Genomic DNA, 16,192 nt, shown 5'->3' on the forward strand with positions numbered 1-16,192 from the left:
TTGCTTTTTTATTTTCCCAATCTTATAACATTCCAAGATGCTTTATTTAACATTACTTGAAGTACTCCATCATTTAACTCACTTCTATCTACATTTTTAGGTAGAATAGACTCATTTTTTACTGAATTAACTGCTTTCATATCATCACATTCTAAAACTATATGTTCTATTAGTCTATAATTATTAAAGCTTCTAATATCACATGTTAAAGTAATGTCGTCTTTCAAATTACGATTAACTGCAAATATAGTTACTTCTTCTTTTTCTTCATTATATACTGCTATAGATTCAACATCATTTACATCAGTAAAATCTTTTGTATCATGCTTTGGAGAAGATAGAACTGGCTGTAGTGCAATTCCTCGTCCATACTTTGAAGCATGTAAATAAGGATAATATATAGTCTGTTTCCAAGCTGCTCCTCCATTTGGATCAGTCATAATTGGTGCAATTACATTAACAAGTTGTGCTAAACATGCAATCTTTACCCTATCAGAATGTTTTAAAAGTGTAATCAACATTAATCCTACTAAAAGTGCATCTTCAAAATTATATATATCTTCTAATAAAGCAGGAGCCTTCTGCCATGGATGATTTGTCATTATATCATCATCTTTTTCATTTGAGTGGAACCATACATTCCATTCATCAAAACTTAAATTAATAGTCTTTTTACTACGTTTTTTTGCTTTTATATAATCACAAGTTGAAATTATAGTTTTTATGAAATCCTCCATATCAATAGTTTGAGCTAAAAAATTATCCGTGTCATTTGTTCTATTTCCATAATATTGATGCATAGAAATTAAATCAACATATTCATATGCATGATTTAAAGTGGATGCTTCCCATTCCGGAAATGTTGGCATATCTTTATTTGAGCTTCCACTTGAAACTAATTGTATAGTTGGATCTATTAACTTCATTGCCTTTGCTGTTTCAGCAGCAATTCTACCATATTCTTCTGATGTTTTATGTCCAATTTGCCATGGTCCATCCATCTCGTTTCCTAAACACCATGTCTTTATGTTATGTGGATCTTTAAATCCATGCTTTATTCTTAAATCACTATACTTTGATCCACTCTCATGATTACAATATTCTAATAAATTACAAGCATCAGCTATTCCCCTAGTTCCTAGATTTACTGCCATCATCATTTCTGATTCTACTTTATTACACCACTTTGAAAATTCATTAAGACCTATTTCATTTGTTTCTAAACTTCTCCATGCTAATTCCAATCTTTTAGGTCTGTCTTCCACAGGACCAACACTATCTTCCCAGAAAAAATTTGATACAAAATTACCTCCTGGATATCTTATAATTGGTACATTTAGTTCTTTGACAAGATCCATTACATCCTGTCTAAACCCATCTTCATCTGCATTCTTATAACAAGGATCATATATTCCTCCATATACTGCTCTACCTAAATGTTCTATAAATGAACCATATATTCTTTTATCTATTTCAGAAATTTTAAAATCTTTGTCTATTACCATTTTTGCTTTCTTATTCATATTTTTTAACACACTCTCCTTAAATAAGTTTTTAACTATTAACCTTTTACTGCACCTGCTGTCATACCATCAACAAAATACTTTTGGAAACATAAGAACAAAATAAATATAGGAAGTATTGAGAAGAATGATCCAACAATCAATAAATCATAATTATTACCATAAGGAGTTAATAATGTATTCAATCCGATTGGTAAAGTAAATTTAGTATCACTCTTTAATACTAATAATGGCCATAATAAGTTATTCCAACTATTCATTGTATTTAATATTGCCATTGCTGCAAATGAAGGCTTCATAATAGGAAGAATTATTCTAAAGAAAATTCCATACTCTGATGCACCATCTATTCTTCCTGCATCTATAAGTGATTTCGGGATTCCAGATAAGTATTGTCTAAAAAAGAATATAGTGGAAGCATTCGCTATGCTTGGAAGAATTATTCCTGCATAACTATCAACTAGATTCATGCTATTTATTTGGTTATATAAAGGTAACATTAAAATTTCAAATGGAACCATCATTACAAATAATACACATACAAATAAGAAATTTTTAAATCTAAAGTTGTATGCTGCAAATCCATATCCTACCCATGCACTAACAAATAATGTTAATGCTACTTGTAGAATAGTTAATATCATACTGTTAAAAAACCATGTAAAATAACTATGGTCACCAGTAAATAAATATATGAAATTCTTAAGTGACATTTCATTAAAATTAAGAGATAAATTAATTCCATGTCTTATTAAATCATTTCCATCTTTAAATGATGATATAAAAACTGTATAAAAAGGAATGATTAATACTATACCTATAACAGAAAATAATGCACATATTAAAATCTTATATGCTATACTCTTTTTTTTACTCATAATTTTGCTATTATTTATTGATTTAGAACTCATATTAATCCTCCTTACTAAATGTTCCATTTAGTTTTAACTGTATTAAATTTATTATCATAGCAAAAGCAAAAAGTACAATACCAACTGCTGATGCATACCCCATAGCATTTTTTTCAATTCCTTGCCTATATAAATATCCTACAATTGTTAGTCCTATATTTTTAGGTGAATTATTACCAGCCCATAACATATAGCTTTCTGTAAACATTGCCAATCCAGCATATACTGATATAGTAAGTACATATATTGTTGTTGGTTTAAGTTGAGGTATTGTTATATATCTAAATTTTTGCCATACAGTTGCACCATCAATATCTGCCGATTCATATAATTCTTCTGGGATATTTTTAAGTCCTGATAAGAAATATAGCATATTTACTCCCGTCCATCTCCAGCAGGCCAGAACTAAAAGTGTAATAAATCCTGTAGATCCAATCTTTAGCCATTTAATAGGATCCATTCCAAAAAGACCTATAAATTGATTCATTAGTGATGTACCTTGTTCTCCAAATGCTAATCTAAAAACCGTACCCGCAACTACAACTGATGTTAATGCTGGCAAAAAGAATACTGATTTGAAAAACTCTCTGCCTACCATAAGTTTACTATTAATAATGCATGCAAATATCATAGGTATTGGTATAAGTAATATTAATGTCCATACCATATATTTAAAGCTATTATACATAGCTTTTAAGAATACTTTATCTCCTAAAAGCTTTGAATAATTCTTAATTCCTACAAATTCTCTTTGACCAGGTAATACTTCTTGAAAACTCATAATTACTGTATTTATCATTGGAGATATAAAGAAAATTATAAATACCAAAATAAAAGGCAATATAAATACATATGGAGCTATTTTTTTGTTGTACATAAGTTTCTTAAACATTGCTTTACTTCCTCCTTTATTTTTTAGTCTTAATTATAATTTCTAATGGACAATTAGCACCTATAACTAAAACTAAAATCTAGTGCTAATTGTCCAATACATCACTGAATATTATTGCAATTCATTTTGTACTTGTTCTTGTGCTTCATTTAAAGCTTCTGTAACATCTTGTCCATCTTCAAAAATGCTATTAAATGTTACTGTACATAGAGTATTATTTATAGTTGGAGAAGCCTCTGTTGACTTAATTAATTTGATTTCATCTTTAATTTCATTTAATACATCAAATGGATTGTTCTTAAAGTATTTAACAAAATCATTATTTGGATCATGAGTTATATTTTCATTTGTCCATATATCAGTGTTACATGGATCAAATCCAAGCTTTTGCCATATCTTAATATTTCCATCTTCTGAAAGTTTAGCAAATGCTAAAAATTCCTTAGCAAGTTGTGGATTCTTAGAAGTTTTAGTAACTACAGTTCCTGTACCACCACCACCTACAGAACGTGGCATTCCTTCCTCTAAAACCGGAACTGGAGCTATTGCAATTTTTCCTGATAATTCTGGCATGTAATTCACATATCTAGACATTTGCCAAAATGGCATAATTGCACATGCATAGTCACCTTGATTGAATGCACCATATGCTTCTTCAGTATCAGGTTGTCCCCCTGGAACTGTAGCAATAGCATTTGCATCTTGTAATTCCTTTAGAGTAGTAAGAGCTCTTATCATCTCTTTACTATTTAATTGTGGTTTGCCATTTTCATCAACATAATCTGATCCTTGCTGAGCTAAAAGTGCGCTAGTTTGCCATCCTGCACTTGTATCTGCTGTTCCCAAATGTTTGCCTGTTGCAGCATAGTATTTTTCTCCTGCTGCCTTAAAATCATCCCAAGTCTTAATAGTTGTATAATCAATGTCTGCAGCTTCTAATAGTTCTGTATTATAAAATGCAACTGTTGCTCCAACATGAGTTGGTAATCCATATACCTTTCCATCTTTACTATATAAATCTAAACGAGATTTTACTATTTTATCTTTATATGGTCCAATCACATCATCAAATGTCTCTAATTGTGGTTCTCCTTTTAAAAAGTTTGGAAATTTACCAACTTCAATATCACACATATCAGGTGCACCTTTTCCTGATAACAATGCTGATTGTAACTTATTGTGCATATCATCATACGGAAGAACAGTAAATTTAATTTTTATTTGCTTATCTGGATTCTTTTCATTCCATTCTTTTAACATTTCTTCATAGAACTTTGCATGTAATTCTACAAATGTCCACATTTGTAATTCTTCCCCGTTTTCAGCTCCAACTGTTGAAACTTTAGCATCCTCTTTTTTTGCTTCACTTTCAGTATTACCTGAACCACACCCTGCAAACATAGTAAAACAAAGAGATGTTGTAATCAAAATACCAGCAACTTTCCTAAACGTTTTCACAATACCCATACCTTTTCCTCCTAATTTAATTTAATATTAAACCACTATATATATAAATTATTTTATTTAATTATAAACCATTTATATATATAGTGGGTTTAAAAACAACTTTTATCTCCTTTAGGGCTATATATCCAACTTTATTTTAAAATAATCTAAATCTTTTTATATGAATATATTATCCAAAAAATACTTTTATGTCAATAATTATTAATAATTTATTTTTTTGTAAATAACTATTTTTATAATAAATCATATAGTCTTTCTTCTTCATTTTTTATCCATACTTTCATTTTTCCTGGCTTTCTATTATCCCATGCATAATATGGTATAGCCACAACTTTTTTATCATCTTTTTTTCCTATGATGGCTACACAACCATTTAGCAGATTGCTTTTATATTCTGATAAAAATCTCATTCTGCTATCTATTTTGATATCATCAATATTTTCATTATCAACTTCCTCTATACAATAAATAAGGGGCCCTCTTTGTATAGCAACTTTTCCTAAATTCTGTTTTACTTTTACATTACTTTTTACTAGTTCTATTGGCATAATCATATTTAAATGTATTTCATCATTTTCTGACCATTTTCTAATTAATTTAATATAGCCTTTTTGAATTTCATAATTATTAATTTTCTCTTCATTAATTTCAACATTCATGGTTTTACACCATGATGGATATCTAATAAATAATCCCATTTCTTCATCTACTGATTTCTCTATTTTTATATTAACTCTCCCATCCCATGGATAATTTGTTGATTGAGTTATTTTTATTTCCTTTCCTCTAAACTCCGTAGTTAGTGTATTGGAAATATATAGATTCAAATATACCCCGTCTTCATCTTTAGCATAAATATAATCTCCTACAGATGGTATAAATCTCGCTATTTGTGTTGGGCAGCATGAAACATCATACCACTCTTTTCTATGGTGATCTCCATGAGATTCTAATGGATTTTCATAAAAAAACTTAGTTCCGTCTAATGATACTCCTGAAATAACCCCATTATAGAGCTCTTTCTCCACAATATCTACATACTTAGAATCTTTAGTCATTAGATTCATTCTGTGATTCCAATAAACCATTCCAACTGCTGCACATGTTTCACAATATGCTGTATCATTTGGTAAATCATAATCTCCAGTAAAACCTTCATTATCTCTTGATGAACCTATTCCACCAGTTATATACATATTTCTATTTACAGTATTATCCCAAAGCCTATACAATGCTTCCATATAACTTTCTTCATCTTCTATAGCTGCAACATCAGCTACTCCACAGAAATAATACATTGCTCTAACAGCATGTCCTGTTATTTTGCTTAGTTCTCTAACAGGCTTATCATCTTGATTATATTTTTTACCACCATATTTTTCTCTACTCCACACTTTATCTGTCCATTCATTATTATGACCTCTTTGTTCAATAAACCATTTAGCTAAATTTAAATATTTTTTTTCACCAGTTTCTCTATACAATTTTACTAATGCCAATTCTATTTCTTGATGTCCAACAATCCAATTCTTTTTTCCTTCTCCAAAAACATCTACTATATGATCTGCAAACCGTATGGCAACATCTAAAAATTTTCTTTTTCCTGTAGCATTTTTATATGCTATTGCCCCCTCAATCATATGGCCTGCACAATATAATTCATGTGCCATCATATCTGTCCATTTTTCATCCATTCTTCCAAGAACAAAATAGTTATCTAAATATCCATCTTCCTGCTGTGCCATTCCAATTTTATCAATTATACTATCTACATATTCTTCTAATTCTTTATTAGGATTATTTTGTAGTGAATAGCCAACTCCTTCAATAACTTTATATACATCTGAGTCATTAAAAGCAACTCCTGTGAAACCTTCATCTGCATTACCATTATAGGTTCTTTCGAAATTCAAAATTCTTTCTTCTGTCTCACATTTTTCTAAACAAGCCTTTATTGTTGTCTCTTGATGATTTTTTAATCTAGGACTCCAGAAATCATCATCTATATTAACACTAGTAAAATATATTTTTTCTAATTCATTTCTAATCATATTTTTCATCTCCTATCTTTCGTTCATTATTTAAGTCCAGATGTTTTTATTCCATCAACCAAATATTTTTGAGCAAATGTAAATAATATTATTGGTGGTATCATCATTATTACTGAAAACGCCATTTGTAAATGCCATTGATTTACAAATTGAACTTTAAATGCAGAAAGTACACCTATAGTCAACGGTTTCAAGCTCTCAGTATTTATATATATAAGTGGTTGGAACATCTCATTCCACCAGAATACTGATGATAAAACACCTACTGTTATAAATGCTGGTTTTGCTAATGGAGCTAAAATTTTTGTAAATATCTGAACTTTATTACATCCATCAATAACTGCTGCTTCATCTAAATCTCTTGGTAATCCCTTAAAAAATTGTCTGAATAAGAATACATTATATGGATATGCAAAGAAAGCTGGAACAATCATAGGTTTAAAACTGTCTATCCATCCAAAAGTTCTAAATAATATGAATTGAGGAATTATAGTAGCAATAGCTGGAACCATCATTGTTGCAAGTATTAGTCCGAATACCACATTTTTTCCTTTAAACTCCATACGAGCTAATGGATATGCAACAATTGAACTAGAAATTAAAGTTCCTAAAGTGTTTCCTAACATTAATATCAATGTATTTTTTAAATAAGTTAGTATGTTTCCTTTGCTAATAGCTTCTGAGTAATTGCTATACTGTAATTCATCCGGAAATAATTGTGGCGGGTATTGACTTATTCCATTTAATGTTTTGAATGAATTTGATATTACCCAAAATATAGGGAACAAAGCTATTAATGCTACAAAGATCAATACTGCATATTTCATACATGTTCGTATACCAGATTGTTTTTTCTTCATAAATATTTCCTCCATTTACTCTTCATAGTGAACCCATTTTTTTGATGCCTTAAATTGTGCAAGTGATATTATTGCAACAATTACAAATAATACTGTTGATAATGCTGCTGAATATCCCATTCTATAAGTTCCAAATGCATTTCTATAAATGTCTAACCCAATAATATTAGTTGCATCATTCGGACCACCCGCTGTAAGAGGATATATCAAAGAGAAAGATCCATTTAATAAATTTACAGTTGAAACTATCATATTAAAAAATACTATTGGTGAAATTGAAGGAAGAGTTATATTCCAGAATTTTTTCATAGTACTTGCCCCGTCCAAATTTGCTGCTTCATATAATGAAAGTGGAACTTCTTTCAATGCTGCACTAAATGTAAGCATCATTTGCCCTGTAGAAAAAGTGTATATACATGTAAAAACCACAACTGGCATAACCCAATTTTTATCCATCAACCAGTTCGGTCCATTTATTCCTATTAAAGATAACATATAATTTATAATACCAATTTCTTTATTAAACATTAATTGAAATATAAATGCCATAACAACACTTGGCATAACTGCTGGAATAAAGTATAAGAATTGAAATATTCTCATTCCTTTTGCTTTCATATTTAATAAACTTGCTAAAAATAATGCCCAAGATACTGATATTAGCACACCAAAAAACGTAAATATAACAGTCACTTTTAAAGTATTCCAAAATGTTGAATCCGCCGAAAACATTTCTATATAATTTTGAAATTTGATAAATTCAGGGCTTCCTACTAAATCCCACTTAGTTAAACTCAATCCAAAACACGCTAAGATAGGTACCCCAGAAAATAATAAAAACCCTATAATCCAAGGTGACAAAAATGCATATGCAGTTATATTATCTCTAGCGCTTCTACTTAATTTTAAAGCCCATGTTGCACTAATCTTTTTTTTGATATTCTCAACAAAATTCTTCTGACTACTCAATATATTATTATTTGGCTTTGACGACATCATCTACATCCCTCCATATGTTAGATTATTTAGGAACTACTTATTAGATAGCATAAGCATCTAATAAGTAATTTCCTTTCATAAAATTATTGATTACTTACAGTTTCTATTTCCTTTTGTGATTCTTTTAATGCTGTATCTATATCTACTTGTCCTGCTGCTGCTGAATTAAATTTATCAACTAATTTATTTGTAAGACCAGGAGGTGTTAATACATATCCAAACTTAGCGAACTCAGCTGTTTTATCTATAACCTCCCAATTGGTTGGCCCATTTTGGCCTTCATATTTGTAATGTCCTTGAGCCATATATTCTTTTACACATGATGGATTATTAGTTGCCTTAGATATCATTTCTTGACCTTCTTCACCCATACAATAATTTATAAATTTCCATGCTGCATCTTTATTTTTACTGCTATTAGATATTGAGAAGAATCCTGTGTGTAATGATGAATAAGATTGTTTGTCTTTTGGAAGCACTGCTATATCCCAATTAAAGTCCTTTATTTCAGCATAAGTTTTAATTAACCAACTTCCACCTCTATTCATAGCTGCTTTTCCAGATGTGAATAAATCGATTCCATTTCCTGAAGTAGCAGATGGTGCAGGTACTACTTTGTCAACATTTATAAGATCATATTCAAATTGTAATGCTTTTTTAGCTCCATCTCCAAGTGATAATACTCCATCTGAAGTTACAATTTCATCACCAGCTTGTCCCATTTGTGAGTACCATATCCCTGGAAAATCAATTGAGTTTGCCCCCCATTGAGTCACATTATCTCCATCTCTAATTGTTAATTTATTTGCTGCATCTCTGAAATCTTCCCAAGTCCACTCATCATTTGGATATTCTACACCAGCTGCATCAAATAAATCTTTATTATAATATAGTATTTCTGATGCATAACTCCAAGGAAGTCCATATGTTCCATTATTCATTTTAGTCATATCTTGAACAGCTGGTATCAAGCCACCTACATCCAGTCCTGATTCCTTCATATAATCATCTAATTGGACTATTGCACCATTTTTAGCAAATCTATTTATATCACATTCCCAAGATAATATAACATCTGGTGCACTATTCCCTGCTATCATAGAATTAATTTTTTCTGAATAACTATCTTCTGGTATTATCATTAAATCAACTTTTATATCTGGATTTTTTTCTTCAAATGATTTTATAAAATTATATTTCTCATTCATGCTTCCCCACATGCAGAATTTAATAGTTGTTTGTCCACTATTTCCTGATGATTCATCCGCTTTCTTCCCACATCCAGCAAACATAGATACACTTAACATCGCTACTGCCGATGTAGCTGCTATCACTTTCAATATTTTATTAATTTTCATAAAGCTCCACTCCTTTTAATTTTTAATAAAACGTTTTATAAAATTCCCAAAATAATAAGCAATTTCATTAAAAATATTGTTATTACTTTACTATCAATAGATTTATTCATTGCCAATCCCTTAATTTTATAGCTTTTGTAAATGTTTTCTAAGTATTTTATACTATATATTTATAAATTAATAAATTCTTATATTTGGCTATTTATTAATATTATAATCCATTCTCTCTTATTCTCTCTATTTTTCTTTAGTATGCTTATTTTATTGTATTTTTTACTTAATTAAACGTTTTTGTAAGTTTTAAATGAAATGGATGTGAGTATATTACACTCACATCCATTTCATTTAAAATCAAATATGGATTTTCTTTCTGCTAAATTACAATTTATTTTATATATATCATGATTTATTTTCTCATTTTCATTTTCTATTGAATTTATTAATAACTGAGCAGATTTTTTTCCTATATCATATAAAGGCAATTCCATTGTAGATAGCATAGGATTATACGCTGTACTTATTTCTCTATTATCAAATCCAATAAGAGAAATATCTTTACCTACTCTTTTTTCAATACTTTCTAAATAATCATAGACGCCGCCTGCCATCATATCATTCATTGAAAAAATAGCTGTTACACCTAATTTTATTAATTCTTTGCTTATTTTTCTTCCAGACTCCCTATCCCAATCACCATATAAAATTAATCTTGGATTAAATAAAATTTGATTATCATACAGTGCTCTCTGATATCCAAGTAATCTTTCTTGTGTATGTATGCTTTCTTTAATTCCAGCAATTACTCCAATTTTGGTATGTCCCGCTTTTATAAGCTTTTCCGTTGCATCATATGCTCCTTGTTCATCATTAAATATTACAGATGTAAAATTTTTATCTTGATCAAATACATAAGCAGTTACAATCGGTATGCCTAAATCATAAGGAATGCATTTTATCTCTCTACAATGGCACCCTATATATATTATTCCCTCAACTTGTTTTGATTTCATCATTTTAAACTCTTCTTCTACATGCTTATAATATTTATTTTCTGTATAAAACTTTTTATTATATTTCTGATATAATCTTAAATTTCCAAGAACAAATTGATAATTATGATCATCACAATACTCATTAATTCCATCAACAATACTAGGTGTATTAAATACTGTTAAATCTTCTGTTATTATTCCAATAGTCCTGTTTTTCTTTTGTTTCAAATTTTGTGCTATTACATTTGGAGTATAATTAAGCCTTTTTATTGTTTCTAGCACTTTTTTTCTAGTTTCATCACTTGCTCCTGGCTTACCATGAATAATATTAGATACTGTAGCAATAGATACTCCACTTTCTTTTGCTATTTCTTTTATTGTTGCCATAATTACCTCCAATATTAAACGTTTCATAAATATATAATACCAAATTTAATATGCTATTTCAATAAAGTACACTCAACAATAATTAATATATATTTTACATATAAAAAAATTAATCTGTTGATATTATTCTCCTTATATATAATATTACAAATTTAATATTTCACAGTTGTTTATCTATAATTACTATATTATAATATAAGTATGCACATCTTGTACATACATGTCTGTATACATAGTTTAATACACTAAAAAATATACCTACAGAAATATATTCAAAATATAAAGCAGTTGATTTAAGGAGGCTAATTTTATGTCTATAATAAAAAGAGAGTTTGGAAAAACTAAAGATAACGTTAATGTAAACATTTTTACTATAACAAATAAATCTGGAATGAAAGCTGAAATTTCTACCTATGGAGGAACTATAGTTTCTCTTACTGCCCCTGATAAAGAAGGAAATTTTGATGATATTGTACTAGGTTATGATACTATTGAGTCTTATGAAAATGGTGATAAATTTTTCGGTGCTTTAATTGGTCGTTGTGGCAATAGAATTCAGAATGGTAAATTTACTCTTAATGATAAAGAGTATTCGTTAGTGATAAATGATGGTCCTAATCACCTTCATGGTGGAACAAAAGGATTTGATAAAGTTATTTGGAATGCTGAAATATTAAGTAATGAATATAATCAATTAAAGTTATCTTATTTTAGTAAAGATGGCGAAGAAGGATATCCTGGTAATTTAAATGTTACTGTTATTTACACATTAACTGATGATAATTCTCTAGAAATACATTATCATGCAATTAGTGATTCTGATACAATTGTTAACCTTACTAATCATTCATATTTTAATCTTGGTGGACATGCATCCGGAACTATACTTGATCACGAATTGATGATTGCTGCTGATACTTTCACAGTAAATGATGAATTCTCAATCCCTACTGGAGAAATTGGAAATGTTTCTGATACACCTATGGATTTTAGAAGTTCAAAAAATATTGGAAAAGATATAAATTCTGATTATGAGCAAATTAAATTTGGATGTGGATATGATCATAACTGGATATTAAATTCAAATGGAGATATTTCAAAACTGTCAGCTAAATTAATTGATAAATCTAAAGGCAGAGTTATGGATATGTATACTACTAGTCCTGGCGTACAATTTTATAGTGCTAACTTCCTTGATGGTAAAGGCACTTCTATTGGGAAAAATAATACTCCTTATGTGAAAAGAAGTGGTGTATGTCTTGAAACTCAATTTGTTCCTAATGCTATAAATAATAATAACTTTGCTTCACCACTACTTAAAGCTAATGAGGAATACAATCATACTACAATATATAAATTTTCTACGCTATAAAAAATAAATATATTTAAACAAAAAATACCTATCACTTTAATTAATAGTATAGGTATTTTTTTTATTAAACTACAAGCTTATATTTAAATAACACCTTTAATAATTTAATTTTACTAATAAAATATTAAATTATTAAACGTCTATTCATAGTAAAAATTAATATTAAAAAGTATTAATTGTAATATTTGAATCCTTTAAATATATGGTATATTATTAATTTATAAGTTTATATTATATTAAAAATTTTTGTAGAATTGAGGTAAACATTTATGAAGATAAATAAAGTAGCTGTTATTGGCGCTGGCGCAGTTGGAACATCTATAGCTTTTGATATTATACTTCAGGGTATATGTGATGAGCTTTTAATGATTGATATTAATAAAGCTAAAGCTGAAAGTGAGGTTCTAGATTTAAAGCACTGTACAGGGTATTCAAATTCATCTATAAAAATAAAATGTGGCGAATACTCAGAATGCTATGATGCTGACATAGTTGTAATTACTGCAGCTGCACCACTTATAAAAGGTCAGACAAGACTTGATATGCTTTCTACTGCTAAAAAGATTACTAAATCAATTGTAGATCCAATTATGAAAAGTGGATTTAATGGTTATTTTGTAATTGTTACAAATCCAGTTGATATAATAAGTTATTATGTTTATAAGTTATCTGGATTACCTAAAAATAAGATAATTGGAACTGGTACTGCTTTAGACTCTGCAAGATTAAAAGTACTACTCGCAGATTTAATTGGTGTTGAAGCTAGAAGCGTTCAAGCATACACAATTGGTGAACATGGTGACTCTCAATTTATCCCTTGGAGCACTGCAAGCATTGGTGGTAAACAATTTGATGATATCTTAGTAGATAATAAAGAACGTCTTGATGGATTTAATCCAGATGAAATCTTAGAAGAAATAAAGAAATCTGGATGGAAAATCGCAGATGTAAAAGGAACTACAAACTATGGAATTGCTGCCACCACTGTTGATATTATAAAATCAATTTTAAATGATGAAAGAAAAGTAATTCCTGTGTCAGCATTTCTAGAAGGTGAATATGGCATAAATGATGTTTTCATAGGTGTGCCTGCCATTATTAATAGAAATGGAATTTCTGAAATTGTTGAATTACATTTAAATGATGAAGAGCAAGATTTATTTAATAACTCTGTTTCTATAATAAAAAAATATATAAATCAACTATAATAACATAAAAAACCGCTATATCAATTAATAATATTCTTATTGATATAGCGGTTTTTTATGTTACTATATTTAATTTTCAGCAACTACTTGACTTGCATTATTTTTTAATATAGCTTTATTTTTTAAATCTGCTTCTTTTACTGGAAGTTTTCTTGCAAGTACTACCGCTATTATCGGCATTACTATTAAGCAAGAAAGAGCAGCGTGTATTCCATGAGTATCGGAAACATAACCTAGTATTGGAGACACAAGTCCTCCCATTGTTACACCTAATCCAAGTGTTATCCCTGAAGCTAATCCAAGATGATTAGGTAAATATTTTTGTCCAAGTGCAACCATAGGACTATATGGCATATATAAGAAAAATCCTAGTGGGATTAAAATTATAGTTGCTAATATAGGATTCTTAATATTTAAGAATAGAATTAATAGTGGTAATAAACAAGAATATCCTATTATTATTAATTTCTTATTTCCAATTTTAATAGAAAGCTTTCCTGCAAACAATGTTCCAACCGCACCAACAACTATAAGTGTAGATAAAGCAATACTTCCTTGCACTTCAGATTGTTTTAAAATATTCATATAGTATAATGTTAAAAAAGTATTAAGACCAAAGAAAACTGTCGATCTACAAATTAATGTCAAAGTCAATCTTCCAAAAGCTCCCCACTCATCTACTTCTTCTTTTTTATCAATATTATCTAACTCTTTATCCGAACTAACTTCATTGGAAAAGTTCTTTGATTCATATAAGAGAATTCCACCCATAACTACTGCTGGAATACATAAAATTAAAGTTCCTTTTAATCCAAAAGCTAACACCATAGTTGTAGTAAGTATTGGTCCTACTGCAAAACCTATATTACCACTAGCTGCAAATATACTAACTGCAGATGTTTTATTTTCACCTGCGAATCTATCTGTAAGCCTTGCTCCTTCTGGATGGAATAAGGCTAGTCCTATACCACTTAATGCAACTAATAAGATTATCAAATAATAATTTTGCACTATTCCTACAAGCCCAAGTCCAATACCTCCTAATAATACTCCAACTCCAAGGGCCCAAGGAAGTGAAATTTTATCCGCATAAACTCCAAATACTGGTTGAATTATTGATGAACTTGCATTTGCTGCAAAAATTAAAAAAGCTGCTGTTGCATAGCTAAAATGTTTTTCAGATATAAGAAATGGCAGCATAGCTGGTAATGCTCCCTGATATATATCTGTAATCAAATGTCCTGCCCCAAATAATCTAATATACTTTTTATTCATTTTTATCCTTCTTTTCTTAAATATATATTTTCTATTTATTGATATTTTTGTACTTATCTTTTATTATTATATCAATATTGAATTCATATTAAAAATATTTAAATTGAATAGATTTATATGAAAAACATATGAATTAACAGGAGATCTATGATGGATATAAGACAAATTAAATATTTTATGGCTATTGCAGAAGAGGGGCAAATAACTGCTGCTGCCAAAAAATTAAACATTTCTCAACCACCTCTTAGTCAACAATTAAAACTTTTAGAAGAAGAATTAGGTGTAACTTTATTTGATAGAAATAGCAGAAATTTAGAGCTAACTGAAGCTGGAATTGGAATATCCATCCTTCCTTTTACAGCTTCTAATATAATATCTGATTTGAATTTAGTTGTAAAAAAAATTATCAACCCAACTTTAGAATCACGTCCAGTACTTATATGGAACAAGAATAAATACTTATCTAACATTGCTATAAATTTTATAAACTTCTTTAATCATTAATTTAAATATAGGATGTAGAATCAGAGTTTAGTGTATAACAACCGAAATCCAATATATGATATGCCATTTTTTTAAGGATAAGATATTAAGTTTTTAAATCTTTAACATCTATAAATAACTATTTTTTAATCTTAATATGATTATATTTATAACAACATAACATTGATACTATAATTTAGATGAAACAAAGAAAAGAAGTTCTCTTGTTGTGCGGAGAATCGCATTCAAAAAATGAGCTTTAGAATTCTTGCATGTAGACTTGTTCCACAATTGTTTGTCCAATTTTACATTGGAGCAAACAGTTGTAGATGCAAGTCTGCATGTTTGAATTCTTAGCTTATTTTTTGTAGCAATCGAGCATAACATGAGAGCTTCTTTTCGAGTATTATCCTA

12 protein-coding genes and 1 pseudogene are annotated in these 16,192 nt (G+C 29.0%); 3 read left to right on the top strand and 10 right to left on the bottom strand.

Annotated features, from left to right (window positions below):
• Nucleotides 1–8: 8 nt before the first annotated feature.
• The 9 genes from arfA to CNEONATNEC86_RS17615 all read right to left on the bottom strand — a co-directional run bounded on the left by arfA (nucleotide 9) and on the right by CNEONATNEC86_RS17615 (nucleotide 11,440).
• A complete protein-coding gene (gene arfA / locus CNEONATNEC86_RS17575; protein ID WP_125147491.1) occupies nucleotides 9–1,523 on the bottom strand; it encodes an arabinosylfuranosidase ArfA in 1,515 nt (504 codons plus the stop codon).
• A 38-nt stretch (nucleotides 1,524–1,561) separates the two neighbouring features.
• On the bottom strand, nucleotides 1,562–2,434 hold the full coding sequence (locus CNEONATNEC86_RS17580) for a carbohydrate ABC transporter permease (protein WP_097919309.1): 873 nt from the start codon (nucleotides 2,432–2,434) through the stop codon (nucleotides 1,562–1,564).
• A gap of 1 nt (nucleotide 2,435) precedes the next feature.
• Nucleotides 2,436–3,326 carry a carbohydrate ABC transporter permease gene (locus CNEONATNEC86_RS17585; RefSeq protein ID WP_058296456.1) on the bottom strand — a complete coding sequence of 297 codons (891 nt, stop codon included), beginning with the start codon at nucleotides 3,324–3,326 and terminating at the stop codon, nucleotides 2,436–2,438.
• Nucleotides 3,327–3,437: 111 nt separating this feature from the next.
• A complete protein-coding gene (locus CNEONATNEC86_RS17590) occupies nucleotides 3,438–4,793 on the bottom strand; it encodes an ABC transporter substrate-binding protein (RefSeq protein ID WP_125147492.1) in 1,356 nt (451 codons plus the stop codon).
• Between the two features lie 233 nt (nucleotides 4,794–5,026).
• A complete protein-coding gene (locus CNEONATNEC86_RS17595) occupies nucleotides 5,027–6,844 on the bottom strand; it encodes a glycoside hydrolase family 127 protein (RefSeq protein WP_159136490.1) in 1,818 nt (605 codons plus the stop codon).
• 26 nt (nucleotides 6,845–6,870) lie between these two features.
• On the bottom strand, nucleotides 6,871–7,704 hold the full coding sequence (locus CNEONATNEC86_RS17600; RefSeq protein WP_125147494.1) for a carbohydrate ABC transporter permease: 834 nt from the start codon (nucleotides 7,702–7,704) through the stop codon (nucleotides 6,871–6,873).
• 15 nt (nucleotides 7,705–7,719) lie between these two features.
• Complete coding sequence (locus CNEONATNEC86_RS17605; RefSeq protein WP_200847578.1) at nucleotides 7,720–8,703, bottom strand: carbohydrate ABC transporter permease; 984 nt, start codon at nucleotides 8,701–8,703, stop codon at nucleotides 7,720–7,722.
• Nucleotides 8,704–8,786: 83 nt separating this feature from the next.
• On the bottom strand, nucleotides 8,787–10,061 hold the full coding sequence (locus tag CNEONATNEC86_RS17610) for an ABC transporter substrate-binding protein (protein WP_185738635.1): 1,275 nt from the start codon (nucleotides 10,059–10,061) through the stop codon (nucleotides 8,787–8,789).
• A 341-nt stretch (nucleotides 10,062–10,402) separates the two neighbouring features.
• Nucleotides 10,403–11,440: a LacI family DNA-binding transcriptional regulator gene (locus tag CNEONATNEC86_RS17615; RefSeq protein ID WP_125147495.1), complete on the bottom strand. Its 1,038-nt coding sequence runs from the start codon at nucleotides 11,438–11,440 to the stop codon at nucleotides 10,403–10,405.
• A gap of 310 nt (nucleotides 11,441–11,750) precedes the next feature.
• Between CNEONATNEC86_RS17615 and CNEONATNEC86_RS17620 the strand changes: the two genes are divergently transcribed.
• Together CNEONATNEC86_RS17620 and CNEONATNEC86_RS17625 are read left to right on the top strand one after the other, a co-directional pair.
• Entirely contained in the window at nucleotides 11,751–12,812 is a 1,062-nt protein-coding gene (locus CNEONATNEC86_RS17620; protein ID WP_125147496.1) for an aldose epimerase family protein, read from the top strand.
• A 269-nt stretch (nucleotides 12,813–13,081) separates the two neighbouring features.
• Nucleotides 13,082–14,020 carry an L-lactate dehydrogenase gene (locus CNEONATNEC86_RS17625; protein WP_058296461.1) on the top strand — a complete coding sequence of 313 codons (939 nt, stop codon included), beginning with the start codon at nucleotides 13,082–13,084 and terminating at the stop codon, nucleotides 14,018–14,020.
• 69 nt (nucleotides 14,021–14,089) lie between these two features.
• Here CNEONATNEC86_RS17625 and CNEONATNEC86_RS17630 read toward each other — a convergent pair whose 3' ends face one another.
• The gene (locus tag CNEONATNEC86_RS17630) at nucleotides 14,090–15,295 is read right to left on the bottom strand and encodes an MFS transporter (protein WP_159136491.1); all 1,206 of its coding nucleotides are present in this window, start codon (nucleotides 15,293–15,295) and stop codon (nucleotides 14,090–14,092) included.
• Nucleotides 15,296–15,445: 150 nt separating this feature from the next.
• Between CNEONATNEC86_RS17630 and CNEONATNEC86_RS21645 the strand changes: the two are divergent.
• Nucleotides 15,446–15,631 (top strand): annotated as a pseudogene (locus CNEONATNEC86_RS21645) (LysR family transcriptional regulator); the annotation flags it as partial.
• Nucleotides 15,632–16,192 lie beyond the last annotated feature (561 nt).

It is taken from the genome of Clostridium neonatale (assembly GCF_900465025.1).
In the GTDB taxonomy this organism is placed as follows: Bacteria; Bacillota; Clostridia; order Clostridiales; family Clostridiaceae; genus Clostridium; species Clostridium neonatale.

Excerpts from the sequence above, each read along its gene's own strand:
- CNEONATNEC86_RS17595 (WP_159136490.1), bottom strand. The coding sequence starts at position 6,844 with ATGATTAGAAATGAATTAGAAAAAATATATTTTACTAGTGTTAATATA.
- CNEONATNEC86_RS17600 (WP_125147494.1), bottom strand. The coding sequence starts at position 7,704 with ATGAAGAAAAAACAATCTGGTATACGAACATGTATGAAATATGCAGTA.
- CNEONATNEC86_RS17615 (WP_125147495.1), bottom strand. The coding sequence starts at position 11,440 with ATGGCAACAATAAAAGAAATAGCAAAAGAAAGTGGAGTATCTATTGCT.
- CNEONATNEC86_RS17580 (WP_097919309.1), bottom strand. The coding sequence starts at position 2,434 with ATGAGTTCTAAATCAATAAATAATAGCAAAATTATGAGTAAAAAAAAG.
- CNEONATNEC86_RS17605 (WP_200847578.1), bottom strand. The coding sequence starts at position 8,703 with ATGATGTCGTCAAAGCCAAATAATAATATATTGAGTAGTCAGAAGAAT.
- CNEONATNEC86_RS17610 (WP_185738635.1), bottom strand. The coding sequence starts at position 10,061 with ATGAAAATTAATAAAATATTGAAAGTGATAGCAGCTACATCGGCAGTA.
- CNEONATNEC86_RS17585 (WP_058296456.1), bottom strand. The coding sequence starts at position 3,326 with ATGTTTAAGAAACTTATGTACAACAAAAAAATAGCTCCATATGTATTT.
- CNEONATNEC86_RS17590 (WP_125147492.1), bottom strand. The coding sequence starts at position 4,793 with ATGGGTATTGTGAAAACGTTTAGGAAAGTTGCTGGTATTTTGATTACA.
- CNEONATNEC86_RS17620 (WP_125147496.1), top strand. The coding sequence starts at position 11,751 with ATGTCTATAATAAAAAGAGAGTTTGGAAAAACTAAAGATAACGTTAAT.
- arfA (WP_125147491.1), bottom strand. The coding sequence starts at position 1,523 with ATGAATAAGAAAGCAAAAATGGTAATAGACAAAGATTTTAAAATTTCT.
- CNEONATNEC86_RS17630 (WP_159136491.1), bottom strand. The coding sequence starts at position 15,295 with ATGAATAAAAAGTATATTAGATTATTTGGGGCAGGACATTTGATTACA.
- CNEONATNEC86_RS17625 (WP_058296461.1), top strand. The coding sequence starts at position 13,082 with ATGAAGATAAATAAAGTAGCTGTTATTGGCGCTGGCGCAGTTGGAACA.